The following is a 14748-nucleotide window of genomic DNA, read 5'->3' on the forward strand; positions in this document are numbered from 1 at the left end:
GCGCGGGATGCTTCAACGTGCCTCGCTCACGACTCGACCGAGCCCATCGCGCTTTGCTGGTAGTTCTGGATACCGACCTTGTCGATCAGATCGAGCTGGGTCTCGAGCCAGTCGATGTGCTCTTCGGTGTCGTCGAGAATCTTCGTGAAGATTTCACGCGAGATGAAATCGCGCACCGATTCGCAGTAGGCAATCGCCTCCTTGCAGGTGCTTTGCGAAACCTGTTCGAGCTTCAGATCGCATTCGAGGATCTCTTTGGTTTCCTCACCGATCAGCAGCTTGTGCAGGTCCTGTAGATTCGGCAGACCGTCGAGCATGAAGATCCGTTCGATCAGCATGTCGGCATGCTTCATTTCGCCGATCGACTCGTCGTACTCGTGCTTGCCGAGCTTGTCGAGGCCCCAGTGGCCGTACATCCGCGCATGCAGGAAGTACTGGTTGATCGCGGTCAGCTCGTTCTTCAGCTGCGCGTTCAGATATTCGATGACCTTCTTGTCGCCTTGCATGTTATTTCCTTTTTCGGGGACCTTGAATTTCCAACAACAATAAACGCCATGCCCAAAAAAGCCAAGAATCCGTCACAACTTTTGGCGCCGTTCGCGGCCTCGTACGTGCGGCGCCTTGCGCATGCATGATGCGGGCAAAAAAAAGCCGGGACCGCAGCCCCGGCTTTTCGACTGATCTGAGTGGCGTTAATCGCGACTCATTAAGCCGTGGCGACCGGAATCTTGCCGATCTTGGCCTGCCATTCCTTCGGGCCGGTCTGGTGCACGGAGGTGCCGTTCGAATCGACGGCGACCGTGACCGGCATGTCTTGCACGTCGAACTCGTAGATCGCTTCCATGCCGAGGTCTTCGAACGCGAGCACCTTCGCGCTGCGGATCGCCTTCGACACGAGATACGCGGCGCCGCCGACAGCCATCAGATACGCGGCCTTGTGCTTCTTGATCGCCTCGATCGCGACCGGGCCGCGCTCGGCCTTGCCGATCATCGAAATCAGGCCCGTTTGCGCGAGCATCGTCTCGGTGAACTTGTCCATCCGCGTCGCGGTGGTGGGGCCTGCCGGGCCGACCGCTTCGTCGCGCACCGGATCGACCGGGCCGACGTAGTAGATCACGCGGTTGGTGAAATCGACCGGCAGCTTCTCGCCCTTCGCGAGCATGTCGGCAATGCGCTTGTGCGCGGCGTCGCGGCCCGTCAACATCTTGCCCGACAGCAGCAGCGTCTGGCCCGGCTTCCAGCCGGCCACTTCTTCCGGCGTCAGCGTGTTCAGATCGACGCGCTTGCTGGTTTCCGTGTTCGGTTCCCAGTGCACCTTCGGCCATGCGTCGAGCGACGGCGCTTCGAGCCTGGCGACGCCCGAACCGTCGAGCGTAAAGTGCGCGTGGCGGGTCGCCGCGCAGTTCGGGATGATCGCGATCGGCTTGGACGCGGCGTGCGTCGGCGCAGCCATGATCTTGACGTCGAGCACAGTGGACAGGCCACCGAGACCCTGCGCGCCGATACCGAGTGCGTTGACCTTCTCGTGCAGTTCGACGCGCAGCTCTTCGATCCAGTCCTTCGGGCCGCGTGCGATCACGTCCTGGATGTCGATCGGGTCCATCAGCGATTCCTTCGCCATCACCATCGCTTTCTCAGCGGTGCCGCCGATGCCGATGCCCAGCATGCCCGGCGGGCACCAGCCGGCGCCCATCGTCGGCACGGTCTTCAGAATCCAGTCGACGATCGAGTCCGACGGGTTCAGCATCGCGAACTTCGACTTGTTCTCCGAGCCGCCACCCTTGGCCGCGACCTGCACGTTGACCTTGTCGCCCGGCACGATCTCGTAGTGGATCACGGCCGGCGTGTTGTCCTTCGTGTTCTTGCGCGCGCCTTCAGGCGGGCTCACGATCGATGCGCGCAGCACGTTGTCCGGGTTCAGATAACCGCGGCGCACGCCTTCGTTGATCATGTCGGAGACGCTCATCGTCGCGCCGTCCCAACGCACGTCCATGCCGACCTTCACGAACACCGTGACGATGCCGGTGTCCTGGCAGATCGGGCGCTTGCCTTCGGCGCACATGCGGCTGTTGGTCAGGATCTGCGCGATCGCGTCTTTCGCTGCCGGGCTCTGTTCGAGCTCGTATGCGCGGCCGAGCGCTTCGATGTAGTCGAGCGGATGGTAGTAGCTGATGTACTGCAGCGAATCAGCGATGCTCTGGATCAGATCTTCCTGTTTGATGACGGTCATGGCTAGCTCAGTGGGGAGGCGCTTGTTATCGGATCGCAGCGCGTGCGGTCAGTCTTGCGCCTTCAGGGGAGTGGAAACCTTGATGCCGCCCACGGCGTGCAATGCCGCGGGCTCTTCGAAATGCTTGGGATGCGTGTGCGTGGTGAGGCGGTCGACGAGCGCCATCACGAGCGCGGAAACGAGGAACGTGACGTGGATGATCACCTGCCACATGATCGTGTGCGTCGTGTTCTGGTCGGGGCTGATGAAGGTCTTCAGCAGATGGATCGACGAGATGCTGATCAGCGCCATCGACAGCTTTACTTTCAGCACGCCGGCGTTCACGTGATCGAGCCATTCCGGTTCGTCCGGATGGCCGTCGAGGCCCAGGCGCGACACGAACGTTTCATACCCGCCGATGATCACCATGATCAGCAGGTTCGAGATCATCACCACGTCGATCAGGCCCAGCACGACGAGCATGATGCTGGTTTCGTCGAGCTTCATCGCGTCCGACACCAGATGCCAGACTTCCTTCAGGAACAGCACGACGTAGACTGCCTGCGCGACGATCAGCCCGAGATACAGCGGCACCTGCAGCCAACGGCTCATGAAAACGAGGTGGGGCAGCGCGCGCATAGGGCGGCGCGGACGGGCAGAGGCGGGTCGCGAAGCGGACATAGGCAACGGTCAGATGAAGCGGGGGTGATGTAACACGGGCCAGGCGCCGACGGCGGCGCGGGGCGCGGCCATCGAAGGATCGCGAGACTCGCGTCGGGCGCCGTATTGTACAGCGTCGGTCGAATCTGCTGCTCCGCGGCGGGCAGCGCGCCGGCCATACTGGAATTACGATGCGACCGGCGGCACGCTGCGCGCCTTCAGGCTCGCGAGAGCGATACCCGCGACCACGCAGGCAAGCGCGATGCCGTGCGCGAGCGTGGGCCGCTCGCCGAGGAACACGATGCCGTAGAGCGCCGCGGCGACCGGCAGCACCGCGCTGAACACGCCGGCGAGACTGCCTGGCACGTGGCGGATGCCTTTCATCCACAGCCAGAACGAGAAGATGCTGGCCGACAGCCCGTACCACAGCACCAGCATCCAGACGCTCGACGGCACCGCGCGATAGTCGAAATGCGCGAGCGCGCCGGCGCCGAGAGGCAGCATCAGCAACAGGCCGAACAGATGCGTGTACGCGCAGATGTCGATCGGCGCGAGCGTCTGCGTGAGGCGGCGCGACAGGATGACGTACAGCGATTCGCAGCACACGGCGCCGAGCACCATGAAGTTGCCCGCGAGCGAGCCGGTGCGGGCCGTCGCATACGCGCCCGCCTCGCCGTGCGCGACATTGATGACGACGACGCCGACGATCGCCAGCACGATCGATGCGATCGCGCGGCCATCCGGCCGCTCCTTCAGGATCAGCCACGACAGCAGTGCGACGACCGCCGGAATCGTGCTCGTGATCACGCCGGCCGCGACCGCGCTGGTGCGCGCGACGCCGTTGAGCATCAGCAGCGTGAAGCCGAAGGTGCCGAATAGTGCTTGCAAAAACAGGTTGATCCATTCGTCGCGTTTGACGCGGCGCAGTTTGGTCACGCGCAGCAGCGGCCATAGCACGGCCATCGCGATCACGAAACGCAGCAGCGCGAACAGCGGGACGGGAACGAAGGCGACGATCGATTTACCGATTCCGACATTGCTGCCGACCAGCAGCATCGAGGTAATGAGAAGCAGGGCGTAGCGATTCAAGCTGGAATCCGGGCGGCTAGTTCAGTTAGCATTGTAAGAGGCCGTGCGACCGGGCGTAAGGGTGCGAAAGCGGGCGACCGGAGGGTGCATTTGGTTCGCATCAGCGGCATGCGATGTGCTGCGGATGAACGTAGAACGGGCGATCTTTTCCGCGCGCATCTCGTCTGATCAACGTGCAAGCACGTCGGTGGCTCGCCCGATCTAAGGGTTTTCGCTTGCAGATCAACACGATGCACGTAAGTGGCCGGTAAGTTGCGGCGCTTATGGTTGAGCCTGACGCGGGTGATGGATCGAGCAGGGCGCCCGCAAGCACGGATGTTGCGATGCCGCACGCACGCGCGTTTGACGGCATTGCGAGGTGGGAGACAGCGCCGCTCGTGGCGGCTCGAACAGGATAAGGCGCGCGCGCGATGCGCGCCGGTACAGGTTTTTCGGTTTTTCATCTTCACCAAGGGGTTGTCGATGTCTGCGATTGAATCGGTTCTTCAGGAACGCCGCGTTTTCCCGCCCTCCGCTGACACGGCGAAGGGTGCCACGATCTCCGGCATGGACGCGTACCGGGCGCTCGCCGCCGAAGCGGAGCGCGACTACGAAGGCTTTTGGGGGCGTCTTGCGAAGGAGACGCTCAGTTGGCACAAGCCATTTACGAAGGTGCTCGACGAATCGAAGGCGCCGTTCTACACGTGGTTCGAGGACGGCCAGCTGAACGCGTCGTATAACAGCATCGACCGTCACGTCGAGGCCGGCAACGGCGGGCGCGTCGCGATCGTGTTCGAAGCCGACGACGGCACCGTCACCAACGTCACCTATCAGGATCTGCTGCAACGCGTATCGCGCTTCGCGAATGCGCTGAAAAAACGCGGCGTGAAGAAGGGCGATCCGGTCGTCATCTATATGCCGATGTCGATCGAGGCCGTCGTCGCGATGCAGGCATGCGCGCGTATCGGTGCGACGCACTCGGTCGTGTTCGGCGGCTTCTCGTCGAAGTCGCTCAACGAGCGGCTCGTCGACGTCGGCGCGGTCGCGCTGATCACGTCCGACGAACAGATGCGCGGCGGCAAGGCCTTGCCGCTGAAGAGCATCGCCGACGAAGCGCTCGCGCTCGGTGGCTGCGAGAAGGTCAAGAGCGTGATCGTGTACCAGCGCACCGGCGGCAAGGTCGCGTGGGACGCGGCGCGCGACCTGTGGATGCACGAACTCACGCAGGGCGAGTCGGACCAGTGCGCGCCCGAATGGGTCGACGCCGAGCATCCGCTCTTCATCCTCTATACGTCGGGCTCGACCGGCAAGCCGAAGGGCGTGCAGCACAGCACTGGCGGCTATCTGCTGTGGGCCGCGCAAACGCTGAAGTGGACCTTCGACTGGCGCCCCTCCGACGTGTTCTGGTGTACCGCCGACATCGGCTGGATCACCGGCCATAGCTACATCACGTACGGACCGCTGACGCTCGGCGGCACGCAGGTCATGTTCGAAGGCGTACCGACCTATCCGAACGCCGGACGCTTCTGGCAGATGATCGCGAAGCACAAGGTCACGCTGTTCTATACGGCGCCGACGGCGATCCGCTCGCTGATCAAGGCCTCCGAGGCCGACGCGAAAGTGCATCCGAAGAGCTACGACCTGTCGACGTTGCGCATCATCGGCACGGTCGGCGAGCCGATCAATCCGGAAGCGTGGGTGTGGTACTACGAGAACGTCGGCGGCGGCCGTTGTCCGGTCGTCGATACGTGGTGGCAGACCGAAACCGGCGGCCACATGATCGCGCCGATGCCCGGCGCGACGCCGCTCGTGCCGGGTTCGTGCACGCTGCCCCTGCCGGGCATCATGGCCGCGGTCGTCGACGAAACGGGCCAGGACGTGCCGAACGGGCAGGGCGGCATTCTGGTGGTCAAGCGTCCGTGGCCGGCGATGCTGCGCAACGTGTGGGGCGATCCGGACCGCTACAAGAAGAGCTACTTCCCCGAGGAACTCGGCGGCAAGCTCTACCTCGCCGGCGACGGCGCGGTGCGCGACAAGGAAACCGGCTACTTCACGATCATGGGCCGCATCGACGACGTGCTGAATGTGTCGGGCCATCGCCTCGGCACGATGGAGATCGAGTCGGCGCTGGTCGCCAATCCGCTCGTCGCGGAAGCTGCCGTGGTGGGCCGCCCCGATGCGACGACCGGTGAGGCGGTATGCGCGTTCGTCGTGCTCAAGCGTGCGCGTCCGCATGGCGAAGAGGCCGTCAAGCTCGCGAACGAACTACGCAACTGGGTCGGCAAGGAGATCGGTCCGATCGCGAAACCGAAGGACATCCGCTTCGGCGAGAACCTGCCGAAGACGCGGTCGGGCAAGATCATGCGTCGTCTGTTGCGCTCGCTCGCGAAGGGCGAGGAGATTACGCAAGACGTGTCGACGCTGGAAAACCCGGCGATTCTCGACCAGCTCGGCGAGTCGATTTAAAGCGTTGTAAGCGGGTCCGCTGGACGGCGGCGGTGTGTCGATCGACACACCTGCCGGTGTATCGAGCAGACCCGTCGTTCGAGCGGACGGCCTGCATCATGTCATTGGGCGGACAATCCCAATTGCCTCGCCGTTGCCTTTTTGATACATAGGCGCATGGCCGCGCCGCACCTATCCTCCCATGCCACGTTGAACCCCCCGCCCGAACCGCCTCCGGTCTCGGCGGCGATGGCGCTCGCGCATCGCAAGTACTGGCGCTTCAACCTCGCGCTGATCGCGGTGCTGATGACGCTCGGTTTCTTCGTCTCCTTCGTCGTGCCGTTGCTGGCGCCCGCGCTCGCGCAGGTGCGCGTTGGCGGCTTCAGCCTGCCGTTCTACTTTGGCGCGCAGGGCGCGATCCTGATCTACCTCGCGTTGATCGTCGTCTATATCGTGCTGATGCAGCGCGCCGATCGTCAGTTGCAGCGCGCGTTCGAAGCGGATTCGCAGCGCGATGCCGCAAGCGCTCCCGCTGCGGATTCCACCCGCGGCGCGAACGATGAAGTCAACGTCGGCACGGATGCGCCGGCCGCGCGCGGACGCTGAACCGATGAAGCTCACGCATCGGCTGATCCGCTCGTACGCGCTCTATACGCTCGGCTTTCTGCTGTTCGTCTATGTGATGTGGCGCATCGAGCGCAGCACCGGTCCCGGCGTGTGGATCGGCTATGTGTTCCTGTTCGTGCCGATCGCGGTGTATGCGGTGATCGGCGTGCTGTCGCGCACGTCCGATCTGGTCGAATACTACGTGGCCGGGCGGCGCGTGCCGTCGGCGTTCAATGGCATGGCGACCGCGGCCGACTGGCTGTCGGCCGCGTCGTTCATCGGTCTCGCGGGCTCGATCTACGCGACCGGCTACGATGGCCTCGCGTACCTGATGGGCTGGACCGGCGGCTATTGTCTCGTTGCGTTCCTGCTCGCGCCGTATGTGCGCAAGCTGGCGCGCTACACGATTCCCGACTTTCTCGGCACGCGCTATTCGAGCAACGCGGTGCGCGGCCTCGCGGCGCTCGCCGCGATCCTGTGCTCGTTCGTTTATCTGGTCGCCCAGATCCAGGGTGTCGGGCTGATCGCGACGCGCTTTATCGGCGTCGATTTCGCGGTCGGCATTTTCTGCGGGCTCGCGGGCATTCTGGTGTGCTCGTTTCTGGGCGGCATGCGCGCTGTGACGTGGACCCAGGTCGCGCAGTACATCATCCTGATCCTCGCGATGCTGATCCCGGTGTCGATGATCGCCCACAAGGACGGCCTCGGCTGGGTGCCGCAATTCAGCTATGGGCGCCTGATGGAGCGCATGGAAGGGCTCGAGAAACAGGTGCGCGACGCGCCGCTCGAGGAGCGCGTGCGCGACGACTATCGACGCCGTGCCGCGCTGATGCAGATGCGGCTCGATACGCTGCCGCAATCGTTCATCGACGAGAAGCAGCGGCTCACGCAGGAGGTCGGCGATCTGCGCCGCCATAACGGTCCGTTGCGCGAGATCAAGGAACGTGAGCGTGCGCTCGAACAGTTTCCGCGCGATGCCGCCGCTGCGCAGATCGTCTGGAGCCAGAAGCGCGACGACATGCTGATGCGGGCGACCGCCCCGGTGCCGATGCACGAACCGTTTCCTGCTGTCGCCGATGAAGACCGGAGCACCCATGCGCGTAATTTTTTGTCGCTGCTGCTGTGTCTGTCGCTTGGCACGGCGAGCCTGCCGCATATCCTGACGCGCTATAACACGACGACGTCGGTCGCGTCGGCGCGCCGCTCGGTGGGGTGGACGCTCTTTTTCGTCGCGCTGTTCTATCTGACCGTGCCGGTGCTCGCGGTGCTGATCAAGTACGAGATCCTGTCGAATCTGGTCGGCCATCATTTTGCCGATCTGCCGCAGTGGCTGATGCAATGGCGCAAGGTCGAACCGAGCCTGATCAGCCTTGCCGACACGAACGGCGACGGCATCGTGCGCTGGAGCGAGATCCAGATGCAGCCCGATATGGTCGTGCTCGCGGCGCCCGAGATCGCGGGGCTGCCGTATGTGATGTCGGGCTTGATCGCGGCGGGGGCGCTGGCGGCGGCGCTATCGACCGCGGATGGTCTGCTGCTGACGATCGCGAATGCGTTGTCGCACGACGTCTATTACCACATGGTCGATCCGAATGCGTCGAGCCAGCGGCGCGTGACGATCTCGAAGATTCTGCTGCTTGGTGTCGCGCTGTTCGCGTCATATGTGGCGTCGCTGAATACGGGGAATATTCTGTTTCTGGTCGGCGCGGCGTTTTCGCTGGCGGCGTCGAGTCTGTTTCCGGCGCTGGTGCTCGGCGTGTTCTGGAAACGCACCACGCGCCTCGGCGCGGTGGCGGGGATGGTCGCGGGGCTCGTCGTGTGCATCTACTACATCGTGTCGACGTATCCGTTCTTCACGCAGATGACGGGCTTCACGGGCGCGCGCTGGTTCGGCATCGAGCCGATCAGCTCGGGCGTGTTCGGCGTGCCGGCGGGGTTTCTCGTGGCGATCGGGGTGAGTTTGATCGATCGCAAAGCGGACGCTTATACGATCGCGCTGGTCGACTATATCCGGCATCCGTAGGCGGTTTTCTCGCGGCGTTGGCGGGGGTGTGGCGCACGGCGCGAAGTTTGCTATAATTCGGCTCCCCGCCGGAGAGATGGATGAGCGGTTTAAGTCGCACGCCTGGAAAGCGTGTATAGGTTAATAGCCTATCGGGGGTTCGAATCCCCCTCTCTCCGCCAAACTGCCTTTTTCTGGCAGCCCACCAGTCCAAGCCAGACACTCCAAAAGCCTTAGGGTTGGTCACAGCTTAGCCAGCCAGTGATTTCTTCCTGCAGCACGACCTCCAGCGCGTAACGATCAAGCAAAACGCCCATCGCGCTTGCGTGTTGATGCCTGCGTATCGATCATCGATTCCGGTCGGACAATCGCCCGACAAACTTCCATCCCTGATCCGCTACCCAAACATAAGTGAAGCCCGACGGACCGTCGATGAAAACGGTCATGGGCCGATCCGATCTTGCTGCCTCCTGCTGTCGCTCAGTCGACGCGGGAGTGATTCGCGCTTCGTCCTGTTTCAATGGCACGGCGCGCTCTTCAAGCCGCCAACCGTCTTCATTGACGTAAGTGAGCCGCGACGTTCCCCCTGACGGTGTTTGCAGCGTCAGTGTAAGCCGGCCTCCGTTGACGTCCGCTGGCTGGGCGCCATGGGAGTCCATGCTCGCCGTCACCGATGCATCCGCACCCGCGATGACGACACCCTCTACGGCCGTAGCAGCCAAAACCATGCTGCACGCAGCTTCGAGGGTCATGAGTGCTGCGAATGCGAACACCGCGCGTTTGATAAGTGGGTTTTTCATGTTAAGTACCTCCTTGCTGGCCGCGCTGTAGGGGTCGTCCATTCGTGCTGTTGAGGGTGTGTCAAACGGTACGTTCGGTCGAGGAGCGGCCGTCTCTCGATGAGCTTCACTATCGACCGAACCGTCTTCGAGCAAAACCCACACTCCGGGGGGGACCGTCTCCCCCCAAGCGGAGCCGTTTCAATTGCAGGTAGGTCACGCAGAGATCGCTTGCGCGCCCAATGAGTGCTCGGCCTTGGCCGTGCCCGACAGCCGCTTCCATATGAGGAAAGCCGTGATCGCGGGCGATGGATGCGTCGGCATTTCCGCGCATTCCCGGCTAGTGCTCGTGTCGGCGATTTACATGATCAGTGAATAAGCCGCGGACTCGAGCGTCGAAAACGTACGCCGCCCGGCGGTCGCCGATGCGCCGATTGTTCGGGGGGAAGGCGCGACCTAGAATGATTGAGCTACCTTCATCAACGCGCCCGGCCAGCGCCGATCGCGACCAACGACGATGAACCTGTTCAGCTTGCCGCAGGCGTCTGCCTTGAAACGCCTGCAACAGCAGCCCGCGCTCGCGACATTCATCGCGCGGCTCGTCGAAACATTGTGCTGGCCCGCGCGTTTCGCCGACCCCGAGGTCGAGCGCCAGTTCACCATCGAATATGGACGCGGTTTCGCCGATTTCCGCCGCGCGGCGATCATTCTCGGTACGTTGGTGTGGATGTGCTTCGGCTGGTGGGAGATCAGTCTTGCGCGTCATAGCGAGGCATTCCGGCCGTACTTCGCCGAGATCTTCTTTTTCCGCGTCGCGGGAACGCTCGCCGCAACGGCCGCAATCGTGCTGTCGTTCCGGCCGACGTTCGTGCGCGATGAGACTGCGCATCGGGTCATGCTGTCCGGGATGGCGGTCATGTTCGTCTGCCTGACCGTGCAGACTTTCCTCGCACCACGGCCCTTCAACTACACCCATTTCTTCGTCGGCTTCTACCTGATCCTGTTCTATCAATTCGGTTTTCTGCGTTTGCGCGCGAAGGCGACGTTACTGCTGACGCTCGGCGCAACCGGCGCGATCCTGCTGGCCCAGCTTGTGTCGCAAGGAATCGATCCGGACCTCTTCTGGGCGGGCATGTTCTACATCGCCAACGTCGTGGTGATCGGACATAGCGTGAACGTGAATGCGGAGCGGCATGTGCGCGATCGCTATCTCGCCGTGCAGGCGCTCGCGCACAGCAATGGCGCGTTGCAGGATGCCAATGTGGAACTCGCGCGCAAGCATCAGGATCTGGAGCAGGCGCGGCGCGAGCAGCAAACGCGCTCGGATGCGCTGATGGCGTTGCGCGAGCAGCAGAAAGAAGCCGCCGAGCAGGCGAGCCGCGCCAAATCGCGCTTTCTCGCCGCGGCGGCGCATGATCTGCGGCAGCCGATGCACGCGCTGAACATGTTCCTCGCGGCTGCCGACGAGGCGCTCGCGAAGCACGACATCGAGACTTCAACCGCACTGATCGGCGATGCACGCAAGGCGTCGGCGCTGAGCGCGCGGCTCTTCAATGCCGTGCTCGATCTGTCGAAGCTCGAGTCGGGCCACGTCAAACCGAGCTATTCGGGTGTCGATCTGGACCGCGTCGCGCAGGATGTCGTCGAGCAGCTGGCGCCGTTCGCGGCGAGTCTCGGCGTGAAGCTGCGCTACTCGCGCGGCGGCCGCAACTGCGCGATGGTCAGGACCGACGCCGACTGGATTCCGCGCGTGCTGAGCAACCTCGTTTCAAATGGCATCAAATACGCCGATCGCGCGAAGGCCGGACGTTGCGCCGTCATCGTCGCGATCGTGCGCATGCGCAACTACGTGCGCGTCGATGTCGTCGACAACGGCATCGGTATCGCGTCGAAGCATTGGGACGCGATTTTCCAACCCTTCGTGCAGATCAGCAATCCCGAACGCGATCGGGAAAAAGGCTTGGGTCTCGGGCTATCGATCGTCAATGCCGCGGTGTCGCTGATGGAAGGTCACCGGATGGAGTTCAAGTCGATCGAGGGCAAAGGCTCGCGCTTTTCGATTCGTTTGCCGGTTGCGCAAGCCGGCACCGAAGTGGCTGTGCCGATGACGGACGTCGCGCCTTCGCGGGCTTCGTTGCGCGGCCTGTATATCCTGCTGGTCGAAGACGACAGGCTGGTGCGCGCGTCGACGGAGGCGTTGTTCGGGCAGTGGGGCGTGTTGTTCGATTCCGCGAATTCACTCGCCGAGCTGGAGACTTTGGTGCATACGATCGAACGCTTGCCCGATCTCGTGATTACCGACTATCGGCTGCCGGAGCGCCACACGGCGCACGACGTGGTCCATATGATTGCAGTGCAATTGCCGCGGCCGGTGCCATGTCTCGTCATCACCGGCGAGGCCGGCATCAATGCGCAGGGCGTTTTGCCGGAGCGTTGCATACTCAGCAAGCCGCTTTCCGCCGAAACGCTGGCGGCGCGCATGGTCGAACTGGCGAGACGTCAACGCAGTGTCGTCTAGTACTTGCGCATGGCGTTTGCGTATAACCAGCGCCTCAGGTTGCCGATGCTTGCGCGGCGGTGGGAATCTCGATGCCACGGCGCGCCATCTCGACGATCAGGAACGTGCGCCGCGATACATTGAAACGGCTCAACAAATCGCTGATGTACTCTTTCGCCGTGTTCTCCGTAATGCACATTTTTCGCGCGATCGCCTTGTTCGATAGTCCATGCAGCACGTAGCGCAAGGTCTGCGCGAGTCGCGGCGGCAGATTCAGCGAGTCGATCGGAATGCCTTTGCTGGGCGCCGGCGCTTGTGGGGTGTGTCCGCCTTTGCCGAGCACGCTATTGGGCAGGTACACGCGTCCGTTCAGAATTGTTTGTAAGGCTTCGCGAAATACCGCGCCGCCTTCTTCGCTGGCTTTGGAAATGAAGCCACCCGCGCCATTCTTGATGCAGTCGAGCACTGTTTCGCGATCATCGCGCGCGGAGAGCATCACGACGTGTAACGACAGTTCCTGCTGCTGCACCCAATGCAACAACTCGAGCCCGGTGTGCTCGCGCCCTAGCTGATAGTCGAGAAAGATCAGGTCATAAGCGTCGCGCTGCAACCGTTCGACGGCCTCGTCATAGCTGCCGGCTTCATCGATATCGAGCGTCGGCTCCGAGCTGAGGATCAGGCTTTTCATCGCCGAGCGCGTTAGCCCCTCGTCTTCGACCAGCAAAACGCGGCGAAAAAACAGATTGTCCATGACACCTCCCGGTCTTGACCATCGTAGCTCCATTGGGGGGATCTGGAATCCCTCCCTTTCGGGGGACGATCTGCTCATCGCACCTTTCTTCTCGCGTTTTGTTCCATCGATTTGATAGGCAAGTTACGCAGGATTCCGATAGACCTAGGACAGTCCCCTATACGACGTCCCGCGCTTTGTAAGCGTCGGAGGTTTCCTCCTGCCAGCAATGGTCAGCCACAAACCCGAGCCCTTTGGCTTCAAACGAATTCCATTTGCAGTCGCGCTTTTCTGCAAGAACTACACAAAAGTCCCCTATTACCAAATGTATGGAAAAGTACCCAGAAAATGTACCTGGGTAGTGCAATTTGGCGCGCTACTCTGCAACGCATGCATTAGGCACCGTTGAACGCGATCTACGCATGGTTATTCTGCGTCCTCCGCAAAATATAGCGTTTCGTTCAATTGCACGGCGCCGCAATGTTTGCTTTCGGCTCTTGCATTCGCACTTCTGCGATGAAACTGGCTCGGAGGCGGCTAAAAGGAGCGAGACACGCAGGTGACACCATGAAAAGGTCAATACGTCACGCGCTTCGATTTTTTGAGCCTGCCAGTTGAGATGACAGAATGGCCCCAAACCTGACGTTCGCACCAGCAGACGTAGTCCATCCCGGTGCAATCAACGCGGAAGACCTTTCCGCCGCAGCGAAATCAGTCGCAGTCTCCGGGACCGATATTCTTTCGGTCCAGAATCTGTCGAAGATCTTCGGACCGAAGCCAGAGCGCGCCGCTGAACTCGTGAAGCAAGGTCTCGGTCGGAACGAGATTTTCGAAAAGACCGGCAACATGGTTGCAGTCAATGACGTCAGTCTCACCGTCAAGGCGGGCGAGATTTTCGCGGTGATGGGCCTGTCGGGTTCCGGTAAGTCGACGCCGGTTCGACTCCTCAATCGCCTGATTGAACCCACGTCCGGCCAGGTCGTTCTCCTGTCGTTCGCGCTTCTGCCGAATCGCACGGTACTCGGCAACATCGCGTACGGACTCGAGGTCGCTGGTCTGAAGAAGGCCGAACGGTACGATACCGCGCGTGCCGCGCTGACGCGAGTCGGTCTGGGCTCGTACGAAAAGCTGCGGTTTCACTCGATGCGGACTTGCACGAGCTTGCGTCCATCGCATTGAGCCAGGAACACGATGTACCCGTCACTGCGGAATTCAGGTTCCGCCGCGGACGACGTTCGGCGAGGCAAGGTCCTTCGATTACGTCGTGGTCGTCGGTGGAGTTCAGAAAGGAGTTTGCGCGACACGGAGCTTGCGCATCAACGTCAAGCGAAGCCCGACGCCCGGCACGCCTCACCCGTCATCGCTCTCCCGCGACTCCCCCGTATCCCCCGTATCCCCCCGTTTCGCACTCGCCCCCGTGGCAGGCGGCCGCCCCCGCGTCGCCCGCCACAGCGGCACCCCCTGCTGGGTCCCCGCCTTGGCCAGCATATGTGCACTGATCGGCGCGGTAAGAAACAGGAACGCAGGAATCAGTAACTCATGCAGGCTCGCGAAGTTGTTACGCGCGCTGAAATACACCACCGACGCGAGCACGATGCCGCCGACACCGAGCGTGGTCGACTTGGTCGGACCGTGCAGCCGCATGAAGAAGTCTGGCAGGCGCGCGAGCCCGACCGCCCCGATCAGCGTAAACAGACTGCCGGCGAGCAACAGCAAACAGACGATCGCTTCGACAAAAGTTTCCATCGGCAT

Annotated in this window: 11 protein-coding genes, 1 tRNA gene and 1 pseudogene; 6 read left to right on the plus strand and 7 right to left on the minus strand. The window is 62.4% G+C overall.

The window, feature by feature from the left end; all coding sequences use genetic code 11:
• Positions 1–26 precede the first annotated feature (26 nt).
• The 4 genes from bfr to AB3X89_RS31185 form a co-directional block, all read right to left on the minus strand.
• Positions 27–506, minus strand: a complete 480-nt coding sequence (gene bfr, locus AB3X89_RS31170) for a bacterioferritin (protein ID WP_013089002.1) — start codon at positions 504–506, stop codon at positions 27–29.
• 200 nt (positions 507–706) lie between these two features.
• Positions 707–2230, minus strand: coding sequence for a fumarate hydratase (locus tag AB3X89_RS31175; protein ID WP_368586703.1), 1524 nt, complete (start codon positions 2228–2230; stop codon positions 707–709).
• A gap of 48 nt (positions 2231–2278) precedes the next feature.
• Positions 2279–2848 (minus strand): TIGR00645 family protein, encoded by a 570-nt coding sequence (locus tag AB3X89_RS31180; protein WP_217709947.1) that lies wholly within the window; start codon positions 2846–2848, stop codon positions 2279–2281.
• Positions 2849–3055: 207 nt separating this feature from the next.
• Positions 3056–3958 carry a DMT family transporter gene (locus tag AB3X89_RS31185; protein WP_368586704.1) on the minus strand — a complete coding sequence of 301 codons (903 nt, stop codon included), beginning with the start codon at positions 3956–3958 and terminating at the stop codon, positions 3056–3058.
• A gap of 462 nt (positions 3959–4420) precedes the next feature.
• On the opposite strand from AB3X89_RS31185, the gene acs reads away from it, so the two are divergent.
• The 4 genes from acs (at position 4421) to AB3X89_RS31205 (ending at position 9172) form a co-directional block, all read left to right on the plus strand.
• Positions 4421–6403 carry an acetate--CoA ligase gene (acs, locus tag AB3X89_RS31190; RefSeq protein WP_368586705.1) on the plus strand — a complete coding sequence of 661 codons (1983 nt, stop codon included), beginning with the start codon at positions 4421–4423 and terminating at the stop codon, positions 6401–6403.
• A 156-nt stretch (positions 6404–6559) separates the two neighbouring features.
• Entirely contained in the window at positions 6560–6988 is a 429-nt protein-coding gene (locus tag AB3X89_RS31195; RefSeq protein ID WP_368586706.1) for a DUF4212 domain-containing protein, read from the plus strand.
• A 4-nt stretch (positions 6989–6992) separates the two neighbouring features.
• On the plus strand, positions 6993–9011 hold the full coding sequence (locus tag AB3X89_RS31200) for a sodium:solute symporter family protein (protein WP_368586707.1): 2019 nt from the start codon (positions 6993–6995) through the stop codon (positions 9009–9011).
• 70 nt (positions 9012–9081) lie between these two features.
• A tRNA-Ser gene (locus AB3X89_RS31205) sits at positions 9082–9172 on the plus strand.
• Between the two features lie 165 nt (positions 9173–9337).
• Here the strand turns inward: AB3X89_RS31205 and AB3X89_RS31210 are convergent.
• On the minus strand, positions 9338–9790 hold the full coding sequence (locus AB3X89_RS31210) for a hypothetical protein (RefSeq protein ID WP_368586708.1): 453 nt from the start codon (positions 9788–9790) through the stop codon (positions 9338–9340).
• 529 nt (positions 9791–10319) lie between these two features.
• Between AB3X89_RS31210 and AB3X89_RS31215 the strand changes: the two genes are divergently transcribed.
• The gene (locus AB3X89_RS31215; protein WP_368586709.1) at positions 10320–12287 is read left to right on the plus strand and encodes a hybrid sensor histidine kinase/response regulator; all 1968 of its coding nucleotides are present in this window, start codon (positions 10320–10322) and stop codon (positions 12285–12287) included.
• Positions 12288–12321: 34 nt separating this feature from the next.
• Here AB3X89_RS31215 and AB3X89_RS31220 read toward each other — a convergent pair whose 3' ends face one another.
• Entirely contained in the window at positions 12322–13017 is a 696-nt protein-coding gene (locus AB3X89_RS31220) for a response regulator (RefSeq protein ID WP_368586710.1), read from the minus strand.
• A 606-nt stretch (positions 13018–13623) separates the two neighbouring features.
• On the opposite strand from AB3X89_RS31220, the pseudogene AB3X89_RS31225 reads away from it, so the two are divergent.
• Positions 13624–14127: pseudogene (locus AB3X89_RS31225) on the plus strand (ATP-binding cassette domain-containing protein); the annotation flags it as partial.
• Positions 14128–14346: 219 nt separating this feature from the next.
• Here the strand turns inward: AB3X89_RS31225 and AB3X89_RS31230 are convergent.
• Positions 14347–14748: a Na+/H+ antiporter subunit G gene (locus AB3X89_RS31230; RefSeq protein WP_368586711.1), complete on the minus strand. Its 402-nt coding sequence runs from the start codon at positions 14746–14748 to the stop codon at positions 14347–14349.

This window comes from Paraburkholderia sp. BR14320 (assembly GCF_040948665.1).
GTDB classification, from domain to species: Bacteria; Pseudomonadota; Gammaproteobacteria; order Burkholderiales; family Burkholderiaceae; genus Paraburkholderia; species Paraburkholderia youngii.